The organism is Novosphingobium sp. SG754, assembly GCF_013149315.1.
Classification (GTDB): domain Bacteria; phylum Pseudomonadota; class Alphaproteobacteria; order Sphingomonadales; family Sphingomonadaceae; genus Novosphingobium; species Novosphingobium capsulatum.
In genome coordinates, this window is record NZ_JABGCC010000001.1 from 696,050 (window position 1) to 710,388 (window position 14,339).

Here is a 14,339-nt window from a genome sequence, read left to right on the forward strand (position 1 = left end):
CGAAGATGCCGAAATGGCACCATGGCGTGGCAAACCCGTAGCAGGCGGCAGGCCGATTTCTTGCACTGCAAAAATGCAATTTTTTCGATGAATTGCGCCGACGTGGCGATTTTGCCCGGCTCCCGCCCTACAATCCACGCGGCTTAGTCTCTCGGTAACGGAGCCAACGCGCGTGGACCGGCTGCATCGCGGTCTTACGACGTAGGGGAAATCCACCAGGGGGACCGCGTCAGAGCATGCTGCGAATCCATGTTGCCATCGCCACCGTTGGCCGCGCCAGCCTGGCGCGCCAGACGATCGATCTTCTTGCCGGGCAATCGCGGCAGCCCGATGGCGTAATCGTCGTCGGCGCGGCGCAAGCCGATCTTGCCGGTGTCGCGGATAGCCCGCTGACGCCCGAACTGGCCGTGGCCGAACGTGGCCTGTGCCGCCAGCGCAACCGCGCGCTAGATTTGCTCGCGGGCCGGACCGACGTGGTGATCTTCTTCGATGATGATTTCGTGCCCGCGCCTGATTACCTGGCGGCGGTCGAACGCCTGTTTCTCGCCCACCCCGATGTGGCCGGGATCACGGGCAATCTGGTAGGCGATGGTGTGCGCCACGGCGGCTATGGCATTGCCCAGGCCCAGGCGATGATCGCCGCGCAAACCCTGCTGCTCGATCCGGCGATCATCCCGCGCGAGGCTCTCTATGGCTGCAACATGGCGCTGCGCATGGCCCATGTCGGCAATCTGCGCTTTGACGAGGCGCTGCCGCTGTATGGCTGGCAGGAGGACATCGATTTCACCATGCGCCTGTCCCGGCACGGGCGGCTGGTATCCACCGGGCTGGTTTCGGGCGTGCACCTGGGGGTGAAGGGCGGGCGCACCTCGGGCCGGCGCCTGGGCTATTCGCAGGTGGCCAACATCGTCTACCTGCGCCGCAAGGGCACCATGCCCGGCCCGCTCGGGCGCAAGTTGTTGTGGCGCAATGTCCTGGCCAACCTGCTGCGTGCGCCGTTTCCCGAGCCCCATGTCGATCGCTGGGGACGCCTGCGCGGCAATGCCCTGGCGCTGGCGGACCTGTGGCGGGGGCGGATCGATCCGCGCAAGATCGAAAGCATGTGATCCGGTGCGAACGATCGCATTCAATGGCAAGTTTCGCGCCGGCAAGCACAATGGGGTGTGGCGCGTTTCGGATCGCCTGATCCGCGAGGTGGACAGCCTGCTGGCCGCCATGTCTTCCGCTGCTCGCCCCGATGTGCGGCTGATCGTGCCCGCCGGGTGCCCGGCGGCCGATCCCTATGCGGCCATCCGGGTGGAGGAAGACGTGCACGGCCCCAGCCAAAGCTGGGAGCAGCGCCGCCTGCCGGCGCTGGCGCGGGGCAGCCTGCTGGTCAACCTCGCCAACCTGGCGCCGGTGCTGCATCGGCCCAAGATTACCATGCTGCACGATGCGCAGTTCTGCCGGCCAGACTGTTCCTATCCCTGGCGCCAGCGCATGGGCTATCGCCTTCTGGCGCCGCTCATGGCCCGGTCCAGCAACCTGGTGCTCACCGTGTCTGACTATTCGCGCCGCGATCTGGCCGGATATGGCGTGATCGGCGCCGGGCGCGTGGAAATCGTCCACAACGGCGCTGATCATATCCTTGAAGTGGCGCCCGATCCTGCGGCTCTGCCGCGTCTGGGCCTGGCGCCGGGCGAATACCTGCTGATGTTTGGCAGCGTAAAGGCCTACAAGAACAATGCCGTGGTATTCGAAGCCCTCGAACTGGCCAATGCCGCGCACCGTGCGGGGCAGGGTTGGCCACCGCGCCGGCTGGTCATCGTTGGGCCTGGCCGCGATGTCTTGCTGGCGGCGGGCCTGCGCCCCCCCGCTGATGCCGTGTTTGCCGGGGGCTGCGACGATGCGGCGCTACGCGCGCTGTATGAAGGCGCCCAGGCGCTGCTGTTCCCTTCGCGGACGGAGGGCTTTGGCCTGCCGCCGGTCGAGGCGATGCTGTGCAACTGCCCGGTCATCGCCGCGCCCTGTGGCGCCGTGCCGGAGGTGTGCGGCGCGGCGGCCTTGATGGCCGACCCCGATGATCCCACGGCCTGGCTGGATCAGATCGCCGCGTTGGAACAGGCCGATACGCGCGCCACGATGGTGGCGGCCGGGCTGGCCCGTGCTGGCCGCTACACCTGGGCAGGCGCGGGGCGCACGCTGCTCGATCTGTTGATCGCCTGCGCGGCATGAGGCGGGCGATGAACGAGGCTTTTTCTCCCCCCGTCCACCGCGGCCTGCCTATGCGGATCGCCGCGTGGTGGCGCGGGGGCAGTTTCACGGCGGTGATTGCCATGGCCGCGCGGGCAAGCAGCCAGTTGGCGCTGCTCGGCGTGACGCTGGTGGCCACGCGCACCCTGGCACCGGCCGATTTCGGCGTATTCGCGATTGCTGCCGCGTTCCTCACGCTCTCGCGTACCATGCTCTACACCGGGCCGTTCGAATACGTGCTCAAGGCACCCGAGGCAGACAGCGCCACCGTCGCCAGCGCGGGCCTTGTCGCCAACGTCATCGTCGCGCTGGGCTGGGTACTCCTGCTGTGCGGCTGTGGCCTGGCCGCGCCGTTGGTGTTTCGCGGTTCGGGCGTGGCCCTGCTGCTGTTCTGCCTTGCCCCGTCCAACCTGCTGGCGGCCCTGGCCGGTTGGGAAGAGGCTATGCTGCTGCGCGGCCAGCAGGTGCGCCGCTATTACGCGATTACCGTGATCACGGAAATTGCCGCTGGCCTGGGCGCTGCCGTCTTGCTGCTGATGGGTTGGGGCCTGTGGGCGCTGGTGGCGCAGGTCTATGCCCGGCTGGCGATCTTCATCGTGGCCTATCGTGCCGTTCTGGTGCTTCCCCGCCTGGCCAGGCCTTCCGCGCAGGAAACCTGGCGCGTGCTGGCGTGGTCTTGGAGCCGGTATGGTTCTGTCATGGTCGGTTTCCTGGCCAACTACAGCGGAGACCTGCTGCTGGGCGCGGTGTTTTCGCCGGCGGCCTCGGGCCTTTATCGTGCCGGGAATCGCGTGGTTTCCGCGCTCGCCGATATGTTCGTGCAGCCGGCCGGGCTGCTGGTCACCACCGGCCTTGCGGCAGAGCGGGCGCGGGGCAGGGCGGGCGATGGCAGCTGGTTGCGGCTGTCTGGGCTGTTCGGCGCGCTGTGCTGGCCGGCGCTGGCAGGGCTTGCCGTTGTCGCTGACGAGATTGCCCCGGTCATGCTGGGGCCGGCCTGGCGCGGGGCCGGGCCGATCATCGCGGTGTTTTGCGCAGCACGCATGGCGGCCTTGCCGATTGCGGTGGCCTCGGCCGTGCTGGTGATCGAGGATCGACAGCACCGGGTGCTGTGGGTCCAGTCCGTGGCAGCGGTTGCCACGGCCGCGCTCACGCTGGCGCTGGCCAGCCATGGTCCGATCGCGGCGGCCCTGGCCACCACGCTGGTCGCACTGGGCTGGGCGCTCGCCCTGGGCGTGGCGGCATGGCAGGCGCGTCCCTTGGCCGGCGCGGCGCTGGGCGATCTGGCGCGGCTGGTGCTGTGGCCCACGCTCGCCACGCTCGGCTCGGCCTGGGGCGCGCGCCTGGTGGCGCTGCACTGGCACCTCAACCCCGGGCAGACCCTGGCCGTGGTCATTCCCGTAGGCCTTGCTGGCTGGGCGCTCTCGCTCCATGCGGTGCGGCGGCCCTTCCGCGCTGGCCTCGCCGCGCTTTCTGCCCGCCAGGCCTAAGACGACGTGGCAAGATTCGAATGCCCAGGATCGCTTATTTGAGGACATGCTGGCGTTTTGCACAAGCAGAACAGCTGGACCCCGGATCAAGTCCGGGGTGACGAAAAAATATAAATGAAGTAAAAACTTATCGTCACCCCGGACTTGATCCGGGGTCCAGCTTGATAACGTGCACCATGCCTGCAATCACTGCGCAACGGCAGCCAACCACCAGTTTTAGTCGTTCCCGAACCGCTGATTTTGCCTACGCGCCCTTGTTCACGCCGTGGCTATCCACGCGGCGGCGGCCTGCATCACGGGGTCAGTTCCGGCGGCGATCGTGGCGGCGGTTTGCGGCACCAGGTGATCGGGCATGATGCCGGCGTCGGGCTGCGGCGTGAGCGGGAAATAACCGATCAGCGGCAGGTCGAACTCGATGCCGCTGCTTGGCAGGCGCGTGAAGAAAAAGCCACCGCCGTTGATGCCACGGCGGTTGCCGCCGGTCGGCTCGCCAAACAGGGTGATCTTGCCGCTGGCGCGCGCCGCGCTGATAAACCCGAACGTGGCTGAACTGTTGGCCGGCCCGATCAGCGCGGCCACCGGCACGGTCAGCCGCTTGGCAGCGGGCCGGACCGGTTGCGGCGCATGGGTTTGCGGCAAGGCGATCCAGCCCTGGCCCAGGTCTGCGCCGCCCTCGCCAATGTGGCGATAGCTGTCGTCCCACGTCGAAACATGATCGGCGAGGCTGGCGGGCACGGTGCGAAATCGCACGCGGCCGCTGAATGGCCAGTTCATGACATCGCGATCGACCAGGCGCGCCAGGATCTGATCGCCGCAATCATCGCCTCCTTCGTTGCGCCGGATATCGATGATCAGGCCGCGGGCGTGCGCTGCATCGTCAAGCCGGTCTGCCAGCCAGCCGCGCCAATCCCATTTGCTGTTCCACATGCCCCAGTCGGGCATGGTCAGCACGGCAATGCCATCGCTGCGCACTTCGTAGGTCCAGCGCGGTGCGTCGCTGTTTGCGGGCAAGCGGAGCATACTGGCGCGCCGGGCGGCGAGGCCGATCGCGGGCACCTCGATCCGGGTGTGGCGCCCATCGGGCAGGATGGCGTCGAGCGCGTGGCGCCCGGTTGCGGGTGGCAGCAGCAGGCCCTGAAACACGTCGAAGGTTTCGATAGTGGCGTCGCCACGAATACCGAGCAGAGAGCGGCGCTTGGCATCGTTGTGCCCATCGGCGCGGACATAGGGCATCAGCCGGGCCAGGATCTGCCCGCTCGGCACCCCGTTCACCGCGGTGATCTGCGTGCCACGCGGCAATGCCCCGGTGCCGGTGTGATCGGCGGTGACGACCATGGCCGCGCCGATCCATTCGAAATGAAACGGCAGCCGCGTCGGCCGGTCGAACAGCGCCTTGGCCACGGCATCTGACTGGTTGAAGAAATTGGCATAGCTGTGCCCGCAGCGCAGCGTCGCCAGCAGTCGTGACAAGGCAAGATAGCACCGATCAAGATTGCCCGCGTCCAGCCCCGCGCCATAATCCTGCGCGAACCGGTCAAGGTTCCGGGCCAGTTCTGCGGGAGAAAGATAGCGGTCGCGGCCGGGATGGATCGCCAATGTCGCGCGCAACACGGCCATATCGGCTTCCAGGGGGGCCTGTGCCGCGTGGGCAGATGGCGCGGGGCACAAGGGCAGCGCCGCCAAGCCCGCCAGCACGCTGCGGCGCTCCATCATATGCTTCCCCTCAACCAGTCGTGATCGTGCGTCGGGTGTATCGGATTTTTACGGGGCCGTCTTTGCCGGTGTTTGCTCTGGCACGCGGCACGCCCAATTGGGCAGGCGCGATCAGGGCACCGCTGGTTTTGTGCGCGCAGGCGACTGCCCCACGATAAAGCGCGCGACAAGGCGGCGCGTGGTGGCGACCGGAACACCTGCTTTATCGGTAATGACCGCCAATTTCCCGCTTCCGGCCAGGGTTTTGCAAGCGGCCCTGGCGAGCGGCGGAGAGAGAGTTTCGGTTGCCAGCGGCTGTGTCCTGGGGGCGGCCACGCATGCGCCGGGCGTGCCGTCTGCCGCCACGAACTGGGCGACCGCCACACGCGCGCGATCCGCTATTCCGGCTGGCAAGCCGGCGACGTAAACGTCCAGATCGACCTGGTCTGGGCTCTTGGCGTTGGTCAAGTTGTCGATCGTATAGCTGATCCAGGTGCGATAGACCCCATAGACTGGCTGACCTTCGGCATCGCGCGCTGGTTCAAAGCGCGCGCGCCGTTTGATCAACGCGCATGTCACGGCCGCGGGGGGCTTCTCGGCAAAGCCAGGCCCATGCACAAAGCCGATCATGCGGCAGGATTCGGTTAGGCCAGCGGGGTTGACCACCACCTCCATGTTGACCATCGCGCTTTGCAGGGCCTGTGTCATGCGGCTTGGATAATCGTCGGCCGTGACAACTCTTTCGCCGTGGATCAGATCTGGCGCGGCGAGGCCAAGCGCAAGTGCAGCAAGCAAAACTGGCATCCACGCTCTCCACTGGAACCATGCCCAGTGTTATGCCGTTATGGCGCCCTTGCCAACGGCGCCTATTCGCCCAGCAATTGCTTGCGCAGACGGGTCTTCACCAGTTTCGCCTCAAGGATGCGGCCGATCACATAGAGCACGGCGAAGAAGCTGGCAAAGACATAGGCCGATGTCGGGGAGTAGCGATCGCCCTTGCGGTCGGGCTTCTTGCCGTCCTTGTCAGGCGCGGGGGCGCCCAGGGCCTTGTCGATGGGGTTCATCGGCAGGACGCGGTCCTTGCTGGCGTCTTTCTTCTTGTCGGCCTTGGCCTTTTCCGCCGCTTCGGCCGCCGGTTTCTGCCAATGACCAACCGCGATGGTCAGTTGGGCAAAGGCCAGGAACAGCAGAGGTGCCAGAAAGCACAGCAGGAGCGCGCGGCTGATCAGGTGATAGCGCAGCACCAGGCCGGCGCTGCCCTGTTCCACCTGCAGCACGCCGTTTTCGAACACGGCCAGCTTGTCTTGCGCGGCGGGATCAACCTTGCTGAAGCGCAGGGCATCGGCGGCGCGCTGCTGGCTGGTGCCGGGTTGGCGCAACAGCGGTTGCAGCTTGGCAAAGGCTTCGTCGCCGGTCTGGCCGGCGGGCAGGTCCAGGCTGCCGCGCACATGCCAGATCCAATCGATGAAGCGCAGATTCACAGGCGCTTTCCGGTGGGCGTGGTGGGGGGCGCTGCCGGCGAGGGAGGCGGTGCTGCTGCTCATTCCCGGATCACTCGGCCGGAACGGCGGTGGTGGTGGCGGGGCGGGCAAACTTGGCCTTGATCGTGCGCCAGCCATCGGTGAACGGGTAGGTCATCTGTTCGCGAATGCTCATGCGGCGGCCGCCTTCCATGCCCAGCAGTTCGGCTTCGCCATCGACGCAGGTCCCGAACATGCGATCGATGAAAATATAAGTATTGGTGAAGTTGCTGCGGCTGGCCTCAAAGTCCTGAGAATGGTGCAGGCTGTGATGTTCGGTGGTGTGGAACAGGAAGCGCCACCAGCGCGGCGAATTGAACCGGACGTTGATGTGCTGATAGCTGCCCACCGCCATGCCCATTGCCCCGGCCAAAAGGAACGCGCGCGGCACGAAATCGAAGAAGCCACCCACGCCCAACCCGATCAGGAACAGCTCGACCGGATTGCCCACCGCGCCCTTGTTGATGTTGAGCTGGGTGATGTAGTGGTGCACCGAATGGGGCAGCCACAGCGGATACCAGTTGTGCATGCCACGGTGCATCCAGTATTGCCCGAAATCGAAAATGAACGAAATCAGGAAGGCCTGCACCAGTATCGGCAGCGTGATGAACCAGTTGAACTTGTCCCAGTGCAAGGCATCCTGGATCGCGCCGACCATCACGTCCGAACCGATGAAGCCATCGACCAGGCGCAATACAGTGTAACCCAGGCCAACATAGAACAAGTCGGTGGTGACTTCCTTCCAGGTTAGCTGCCAGCTTTCGTGGCGGGGAAAGAAGAACTCCATCGCCATCAGCAAGACACGGAAGCCGATGCCGATGCCAATCGCTGTGGATGCCTTGGCGATCGAGTTCGGCGCATAGTACCAGAACAGGATCATCGCGAAGAGCACGGTAGGCTGAAACCAGGTGAAGAACAGGCGCTTGAACGGGCCGCCTTCCACCCGCGGGACGTTTTCCCAGCCCACCGTCACCGGTGCCTGGGTGCCTATCCGCCGCTTGCCGACCAGAACGCCTTCCATAAGCCTGACCTCGTAATACTTGGGTACCCGGTCTAGTAATACTAATTGAAGACATGGTAATACGGATCGAATGCTTCGTCTATACCATATTGCACCTGCTTATTGACTAAATCACCCGGTAAAACCAGCATTTCGGCCGATTTGCGGGCCAGGCGATGGTGCGATGCACCGCGAGGCGCAGGTGGCCGCAGCGGCGCTGGCGACCAGCCAGCCCGATTCGCGACAGGAAATGAACTTGCCTCCACGGCGTTTCCCGCCCAGACCGGCGCCCCCCGGAGGGGCAGAGAAAGGGCACGGCGATCATGCCAAGGTTGCAGGACAAGACATGCGTGGTCACCGGCGCTGCCAGCGGCATTGGCCTGGCCATCGCCAGGCAGTTTCACGCCGAGGGGGCACAGGTGATCCTGACCGATTGCGACACCGCTGCCGGCAGTGCTGCGGCCGCCGCGATCGGCTGCCGGTTCGCCGCGCTCGATGTGCGGGACGAGGGCGATTGGGCCGCGCTCGCCATGCAGGCGCCAGTGATCGATGTGCTGGTCAACAATGCCGGGGTCACTGGTTTCGAGCATGGCGCCGTGGCGCATGATCCCGAACACGCCAGCCTGGCCGACTGGCGGGCGGTCCATGCCGTCAACCTTGATGGCACGTTCCTGGGCTGTCGCTATGCCATCGGCGCGATGAAGGGGCAGGGCAAGGGCTCGATCATCAATATCTCGTCGCGCTCGGGCCTGGTCGGTATCCCTTTTGCCGCCGCCTATGCCGCGTCAAAGGCGGCGGTGCGCAATCACACTAAGTCGGTGGCGCTCTATTGCGCGCAGGCCGGCTGGCAAATCCGCTGCAATTCGATCCATCCCGGTGCGATCCTGACCCCGCTGTGGGAGCCGATGCTGGGCACCGGCCCCGATCGCGACGCGCGCATGCGGGCGCTGGTCGCCGATACCCCGCTCAAGCGCTTTGGCACGCCCGAGGAAGTGGCAGCGCTCGCCGTGATGCTCGCCAGCGACGAGGCAACCTATGTGACCGGCGCGGAATTCAACATCGATGGCGGCCTTCTCGCCGGATCGGCGGCGACACCGGGGTGAGGTGGCAATGGGCGATCGGGATGGATACCACCCCGATCAATGCCCCGTGCCTCACCCGTCGACCTGTTCGCTCCACGCCAGCCACTGCGCTTCCACGCGGGCGAGTTCGGCTTCCAGGTCTTCGCGCAGCTTGCCCATGGCGCCCAGGTTCATGCCCTTGAGCTGCCCGGTTGCCTTGGCCGGATCGGCGAGGGCGGCATCGATGTCGGCGATGCGGGCCTGCAGCTTGGCCATGTCCTTTTCGGCCTTGGCAATCTGCTTGCCCAGCTCGCGGCGCGCCTGCCATGCCGCCTGGGTGGCAGCCTTCTCCGCCTCGGTCTTGGGGCTCGCGGCTGGCTTGGCAGCGGCATCAGCCTTGGGCTGGTTCCGGCCCAGCACGAAGTCGATGTAATCCTCCATGCTGCCATCATAGGGCACGGCTGCCCCGTCATCGACCAGCACCAGGCGGTCTGCGGTCAATTCCACCATGTGGCGGTCGTGGCTGATCAGGATGACTGCACCCTGATAGGCGTTGAGCGCCTGGACCAGCGCCTCGCGCGCATCGACATCAAGGTGGTTGGTCGGTTCGTCGAGGATCAGCAGGTGCGGCGCATCGCGGGTGACGAGCGCCAGGGCGAGCCGCGCGCGTTCCCCGCCTGAAAGGCGCGAAACTTCGGTCGTCGCCTTGTTGCCGGAAAAGCCGAACCGACCCAGCTGGGCGCGCACGGCGGCCTGGGTCTTGCCCTCCATGGCGCGGGTCATGTGCAGCAGCGGGGTGTCGCTGCCGGCCAGTTCTTCCACCTGGTATTGCGTGAAATAGCCGATGGCGAGCTTGCCCGAGGTGGTCATGCCGCCTTCCATCGCCGGCAGTTGCCCGGCGAGCAGGCGCGCCAGGGTGGTCTTGCCGTTGCCGTTGCGGCCCAGCAGGGCGATGCGGTCATCGGGATCGATGCGCAGGTTCAGCCGCTTGAGGATCGGCTGGCCGGGGGCATAGCCCACCGCCGCCATGTCCAGCGTGATGAGCGGCGGGCGCAGTTCATCGGGGCTCGGGAAATCGAACGTCAGGCTGGGGTCTTCCAGCATGGCCACCACCGGCTGCATCTTGGCCAGCATCTTGGCGCGCGATTGTGCCTGCTTGGCGGTAGAGGCGCGGGCGCTGTTGCGGCGGACATAGTCTTCCAGCTTGGCGCGCTGGCTGGCCTGGGCGGCCTGGGCCGCAGCGGCCTGCGCCGCGCGTTCGGCGCGCTGCCGCTCGAAACTGTCATAGCCGCCGGGATAGAGCGTGACCTTGCCGCCCTGCAGGTGGAGGATATTGTCCACCACGTTGTTGAGCAGGTCGCGCTCGTGGCTGATCACGATCAGCGTGCCGGGATAGCTGCGCAGGAAATTCTCCAGCCACAGCGTCGCTTCCAGGTCGAGGTGGTTGGACGGTTCGTCAAGCAGCAGCACGTCGGGCTGGGAAAACAGCAACGAGGCCAGCGCCACGCGCATCTTCCAGCCACCCGAAAAGCTGTCGAGCGGGCTGGCCTGCATGGCTTCGTCGAAACCCAGGCCAATCAGGATGCGCGCCGCCCGTGCCGGGGCGGTATAGGCGTCGATCGCGATCAGCCGCTCGTGCACGTCGGCCAGGCGGTCGGGGTCGGTGCAGGTGTCTGCCTCGATCAGCAGCGCGGCGCGCTCGGTATCGGCGGCCAGGACGGATTCGAATGGCGTGGCCGTGCCGGTCGGCGCTTCCTGCGCGATATAGCCCAGGCGTGCGCGGCGCGGCATGTCGACGCTGCCTTCGTCAGGCTCGATCTCGCCGATCAGCACTTTCATCAGCGTGGATTTGCCCGCGCCGTTGCGCCCGATCAGGCCGACGCGTGCGCCGGTGGGAACGGTGGCCGAGGCGCGATCGATGATGGTGCGGCCGCCCAGGCGCACGGTGATGCCGGAAATGGTGAGCATGCCCGTGCGCCTAGCGGGCTGCGCCCGTCAGAACAAGCCGCGATAGGCCCCGCCATCCAGCGTCAGGCACTGGCCCGAGATATAGCCGGCCTGCGCCGCGCACAGAAACGCGCAGGCATCGCCGAATTCGTGCGGCTGGCCCACCCGGCCCGAGGGGCCGCGCGCACCGATGCGGGCATAGGCCTGTTCCAGCGTGATGCCCTCCTGTGCCACCTGCTGCTGCGCCAGCGAAGCCAGGCGATCGGTGTCGAACGGGCCGGGCAACAGGTTGTTGACTGTCACGTTGTCGGCCACGCAATCGAACTGCAAGACCTTAGCCATGGCCATCAGCCCGGCGCGCGCCGAAACCGACAGGCCCATTTCCGGCGCCGGCATCAGCACCTGGGCCGAGGTGATGTTGACGATGCGGCCAAACTTGCGCGCGCGCATGCCGCCTACCACCGCCTTGATCAGCGCCAGCGGGCTGAGCATGTTGGCATGCAGCGCTGCCAGGAAGTCGGCCTCTTCCAGCATGCCGAGCTTGCCGGGGCGCGGGCCGTGGTTGTTGTTGACCAGGATATCGGGATCGGGGCAGGCCGCGAGCAGCGCAGCGCGCCCTTCTGCCGTGTCGAGATCGCCCACCACCGCCATAACGCTGGCGCCGGTTTCGCGGGCGATCCGCGCTTGCGCCGCCTCAAGCCGGGCGGCGTCACGCCCGTTGATCCACACTTGCGCCCCTTCGCGGGCCAGGGCCGTGGCGCAGGCCAGGCCCAACCCCTTGGATGACGCGCAAACCACCGCCTTGCGCCCGTTGATGCCCAGATCCATCGCCTGTTCCTTGTGCCGGGGCGGGGGCTTTGTCGCGCCCGCCACTGTGGTCGCCGATATGCCGGCGGGTCTATCGCAAACAGCGTGGGGAACAAGCCGGGGCGATGATGCGTTCGCACAGCAGCCCAACCGCCCCATCCTTGCGCCGAAATGCGGGATACGGCTGCGGCGATCCGCCCTTCGCCCGTCATTCGATTGCCACACGGTGATATTTTGCTAATCGCCAGCCGGTGTTCTGCGTGAAACCATCCCATCCTGGCCGCGGGGTAGCAGCCCTGGCCCTTGCGCTGGCCTGTGCGGCCTGCGCCGTGCCCGCGCCGCGCGTGGTCGATCCCGGCCTGGCCCCGGCAGACGACGTGCGCGCCGATGCTACCCCATGGTGGACCCAGGCGGGTGACCCGGTGCTGGCCCAGGTCATTGCCCAGGGCCTGGCGCATGATGCGCGCCTCGCCTGCGATGCCTGGCAGTTGCAGGCGCAGGCCGATCGCCTCGCGGCGCGGCGCCGTCACCTTGGCGGACGGCTTACCGGCTTGATGGCCGGAGAGCGCGTTGCCGATGGCGTGGCGCCCGGCGCCTATGCCCATGCCGCACTGGTCAATCGCCGCGCTGCCGCCATGGCTGAGGCCTATCTTGCCGTGCGCCTGGCCCAGGCGCGCCTTGCCGCAAGGCGCAGCGCTGCCGCGCCTTGGCAGGACAACACCGAAATTGCCCGCTTCCGCCGCGAGGCCGGGCTGGTTTCGGCAATCGACGGCGCGCTTGGCGGCGTGATGGTCGATCTCGATGCCGATGCCGTCACCCAGGCCGAAACCGATGTGTCGCAGGCCATGGCGCACCTGGCTGAGGAAACCGGCCTTGCGGGCGATGCGCTGGTTGCCCTGATGGGGCAGGGCGGCACCGTGCCGGCGTTCACCGATATTGCCACGCCCGATACCCGCCGCGCTGGCGTGATGCTGGTGCGCCAGGAGCAGGGCCAGGCGGTGGTTGCCGGCACGACCTCGGTCGATCAGGCGCGCGCCGCCCTGGCCAGCGCCACGGCGGCCAATGCCGAAGACATGGATAGCGCGGCCAAGGCGCTGGAGGCGGCGCGCCAACTTGCCCAGGCGAGTGCACGCACTTTGGCGCAGGCCGATCGCACCGTGCGCGATGCCCGCGCCGGCTATCGCGCTGGCGCTGAACCCTTTGCCACGCTCTATGTGGCCGAAGCCTCTGCGCTGGCTGCTGGAGAGGCCGATGCCACGGCGCGGGCCGGGCTGGCGCGCGCGCAGGTGCGGCTGTGGACAGCCCATGGCCTGGGCTGGACCGCCGCCGATCTTGCCCCGGCGGCTCCGGCCCAGGCGCCATCGCAATGCCCGGCAACGCCATGACCGATGGCGATCTCGATGCCTTTCTCGGCGCCCGCCCGCGCGCCGGGCTGGCGCGCTGGGGCATGGTCCTGGCGCTACTGGTGGCCGGCGTGGCGGCGTTCTGGCTGCTGCTGCGCTTTGTCGATGGGCCGGACATGCCCTATTACAGTGTACCACTGGAACGCGGCAGCCTGACCCCGGTGATGAGCGCGAGCGGAACCCTGCACGCGGAGGACGAAGTGATCCTGCGCGCGCCCGAAGGCGGCGTGGTCCACAGCCTGCTCGGGCCGGGCGATGGCGTGGTCCGCACCGGCCAGCCGATCGCCGTGCTTGATACCGCGCCGCTTCAGGCCGCGCTCGCCAGTGCCGAGGCCACCCGCGCGGCGGCCGAAGGCACGCTGCTGGCGGCCCAGTCCGATCTCGATGGCGCCAGTGCCCGGCTCGATCGTTATGAGGGCGTGTGGCGCAAGTCTGGCGGCCGGGTGCCTTCGGTGAACGAAATGGACGGCGCCCGCGCCGAACTTTCGCGCACGGCAGCGGCTCTTGCCAGTGCCACGGCGGCCCTGGCCAAGGCGCGCAACGATGAAGTCCTGGCGCGCCGGCAACTGGCCGATGGCACGATCCGCGCGCCGTTCGATGGCGTGGTTGTCTCGCGCGCGGTGGCGCCGGGGCAACTGGTGGCGCCAGGCACGCCACTTCTGTCGCTTGCCACCGGGCTCGATCGCCTGGTGGTGACGGTGCCGCTGCCGACGGCCGATGCCCAGCGGCTGGCCACCAATGCCCGCGCCCATGTGCTGTTGGCCGGCATGGCCGACAAGGTGCGTACCGCGCGGCTGGTGCGGATCGATCCCACCGACGATACACGTGGCCTTGATCGCCTGGCGGTCTTCGCGCTCGATCCGCCGGCCGCCGGCGATGGCGCCATGGTGCAGTTGCGCCCGGGCATGGCGGCCACGGTGGAAATCGACCTGCCTGCGCGCGAAAAGGTGCTGCTCGTGCCCAATGCCGCGCTGGGCTTTACGCCCGATGGCGTGCCGCCGCGCCGTAGCACGGTCTATATCCTGTCAGACGACAACGAACCGCGCCAGGTGGCGGTGGCCACGGGCGCCAGTGACGGCAAGCGAACCGAAATCCTGGCGAGCGGGCTGGAGCCCGGCGTTCAGGTGATCATCGGGCGGCGCGCTGGCCCGTCCAAGCCGTGACAGGACGAAACCCAGGCGGGGCAGGCC

General features: G+C 67.2%; 12 protein-coding genes. 6 read left to right on the plus strand and 6 right to left on the minus strand.

The features are described 5' to 3' along the window. Window positions 1-236: 236 nt before the first annotated feature. From FHW97_RS03270 to FHW97_RS03280, 3 genes are read left to right on the plus strand one after another with little or no spacing between them, the layout of a single operon-like run. Window positions 237-1,106, plus strand: a complete 870-nt coding sequence (locus tag FHW97_RS03270) for a glycosyltransferase family 2 protein (RefSeq protein WP_171797947.1) — start codon at window positions 237-239, stop codon at window positions 1,104-1,106. A gap of 4 nt (window positions 1,107-1,110) precedes the next feature. After that, on the plus strand, window positions 1,111-2,214 hold the full coding sequence (locus FHW97_RS22325; protein ID WP_171797948.1) for a glycosyltransferase family 1 protein: 1,104 nt from the start codon (window positions 1,111-1,113) through the stop codon (window positions 2,212-2,214). A gap of 50 nt (window positions 2,215-2,264) precedes the next feature. After that, entirely contained in the window at window positions 2,265-3,719 is a 1,455-nt protein-coding gene (locus FHW97_RS03280) for an oligosaccharide flippase family protein (protein WP_171797949.1), read from the plus strand. 258 nt (window positions 3,720-3,977) lie between these two features. Here the strand turns inward: FHW97_RS03280 and FHW97_RS03285 are convergent, their stop codons facing one another. The 4 genes from FHW97_RS03285 to FHW97_RS03300 form a co-directional block, all read right to left on the minus strand. Continuing rightward, window positions 3,978-5,432: a S41 family peptidase gene (locus tag FHW97_RS03285; RefSeq protein WP_216647607.1), complete on the minus strand. Its 1,455-nt coding sequence runs from the start codon at window positions 5,430-5,432 to the stop codon at window positions 3,978-3,980. A 111-nt stretch (window positions 5,433-5,543) separates the two neighbouring features. Next, window positions 5,544-6,041, minus strand: coding sequence for a hypothetical protein (locus FHW97_RS03290; protein WP_171797950.1), 498 nt, complete (start codon window positions 6,039-6,041; stop codon window positions 5,544-5,546). Window positions 6,042-6,277: 236 nt separating this feature from the next. Further along, window positions 6,278-6,892, minus strand: coding sequence for a hypothetical protein (locus FHW97_RS03295; RefSeq protein WP_171797951.1), 615 nt, complete (start codon window positions 6,890-6,892; stop codon window positions 6,278-6,280). 70 nt (window positions 6,893-6,962) lie between these two features. Beyond that, window positions 6,963-7,952 (minus strand): sterol desaturase family protein, encoded by a 990-nt coding sequence (locus FHW97_RS03300; RefSeq protein WP_171797952.1) that lies wholly within the window; start codon window positions 7,950-7,952, stop codon window positions 6,963-6,965. A 302-nt stretch (window positions 7,953-8,254) separates the two neighbouring features. On the opposite strand from FHW97_RS03300, the gene FHW97_RS03305 reads away from it, so the two are divergent. Continuing rightward, window positions 8,255-9,034 (plus strand): SDR family oxidoreductase, encoded by a 780-nt coding sequence (locus tag FHW97_RS03305; RefSeq protein ID WP_171797953.1) that lies wholly within the window; start codon window positions 8,255-8,257, stop codon window positions 9,032-9,034. A gap of 51 nt (window positions 9,035-9,085) precedes the next feature. Here FHW97_RS03305 and FHW97_RS03310 read toward each other — a convergent pair whose 3' ends face one another. Further along, a complete protein-coding gene (locus tag FHW97_RS03310) occupies window positions 9,086-10,960 on the minus strand; it encodes an ABC-F family ATP-binding cassette domain-containing protein (protein WP_022674728.1) in 1,875 nt (624 codons plus the stop codon). A 27-nt stretch (window positions 10,961-10,987) separates the two neighbouring features. Further along, a complete protein-coding gene (locus FHW97_RS03315) occupies window positions 10,988-11,767 on the minus strand; it encodes an SDR family oxidoreductase (protein WP_171797954.1) in 780 nt (259 codons plus the stop codon). A 239-nt stretch (window positions 11,768-12,006) separates the two neighbouring features. Here FHW97_RS03315 and FHW97_RS03320 point away from each other — a divergent pair, with 239 nt between their 5' ends. After that, entirely contained in the window at window positions 12,007-13,131 is a 1,125-nt protein-coding gene (locus FHW97_RS03320; RefSeq protein ID WP_171797955.1) for a hypothetical protein, read from the plus strand. Further along, complete coding sequence (locus FHW97_RS03325) at window positions 13,113-14,312, plus strand: efflux RND transporter periplasmic adaptor subunit (RefSeq protein WP_171797956.1); 1,200 nt, start codon at window positions 13,113-13,115, stop codon at window positions 14,310-14,312. The genes FHW97_RS03320 and FHW97_RS03325 overlap by 19 nt, the downstream gene beginning before the upstream one ends. The last annotated feature ends 27 nt before the right edge of the window (window positions 14,313-14,339 follow it).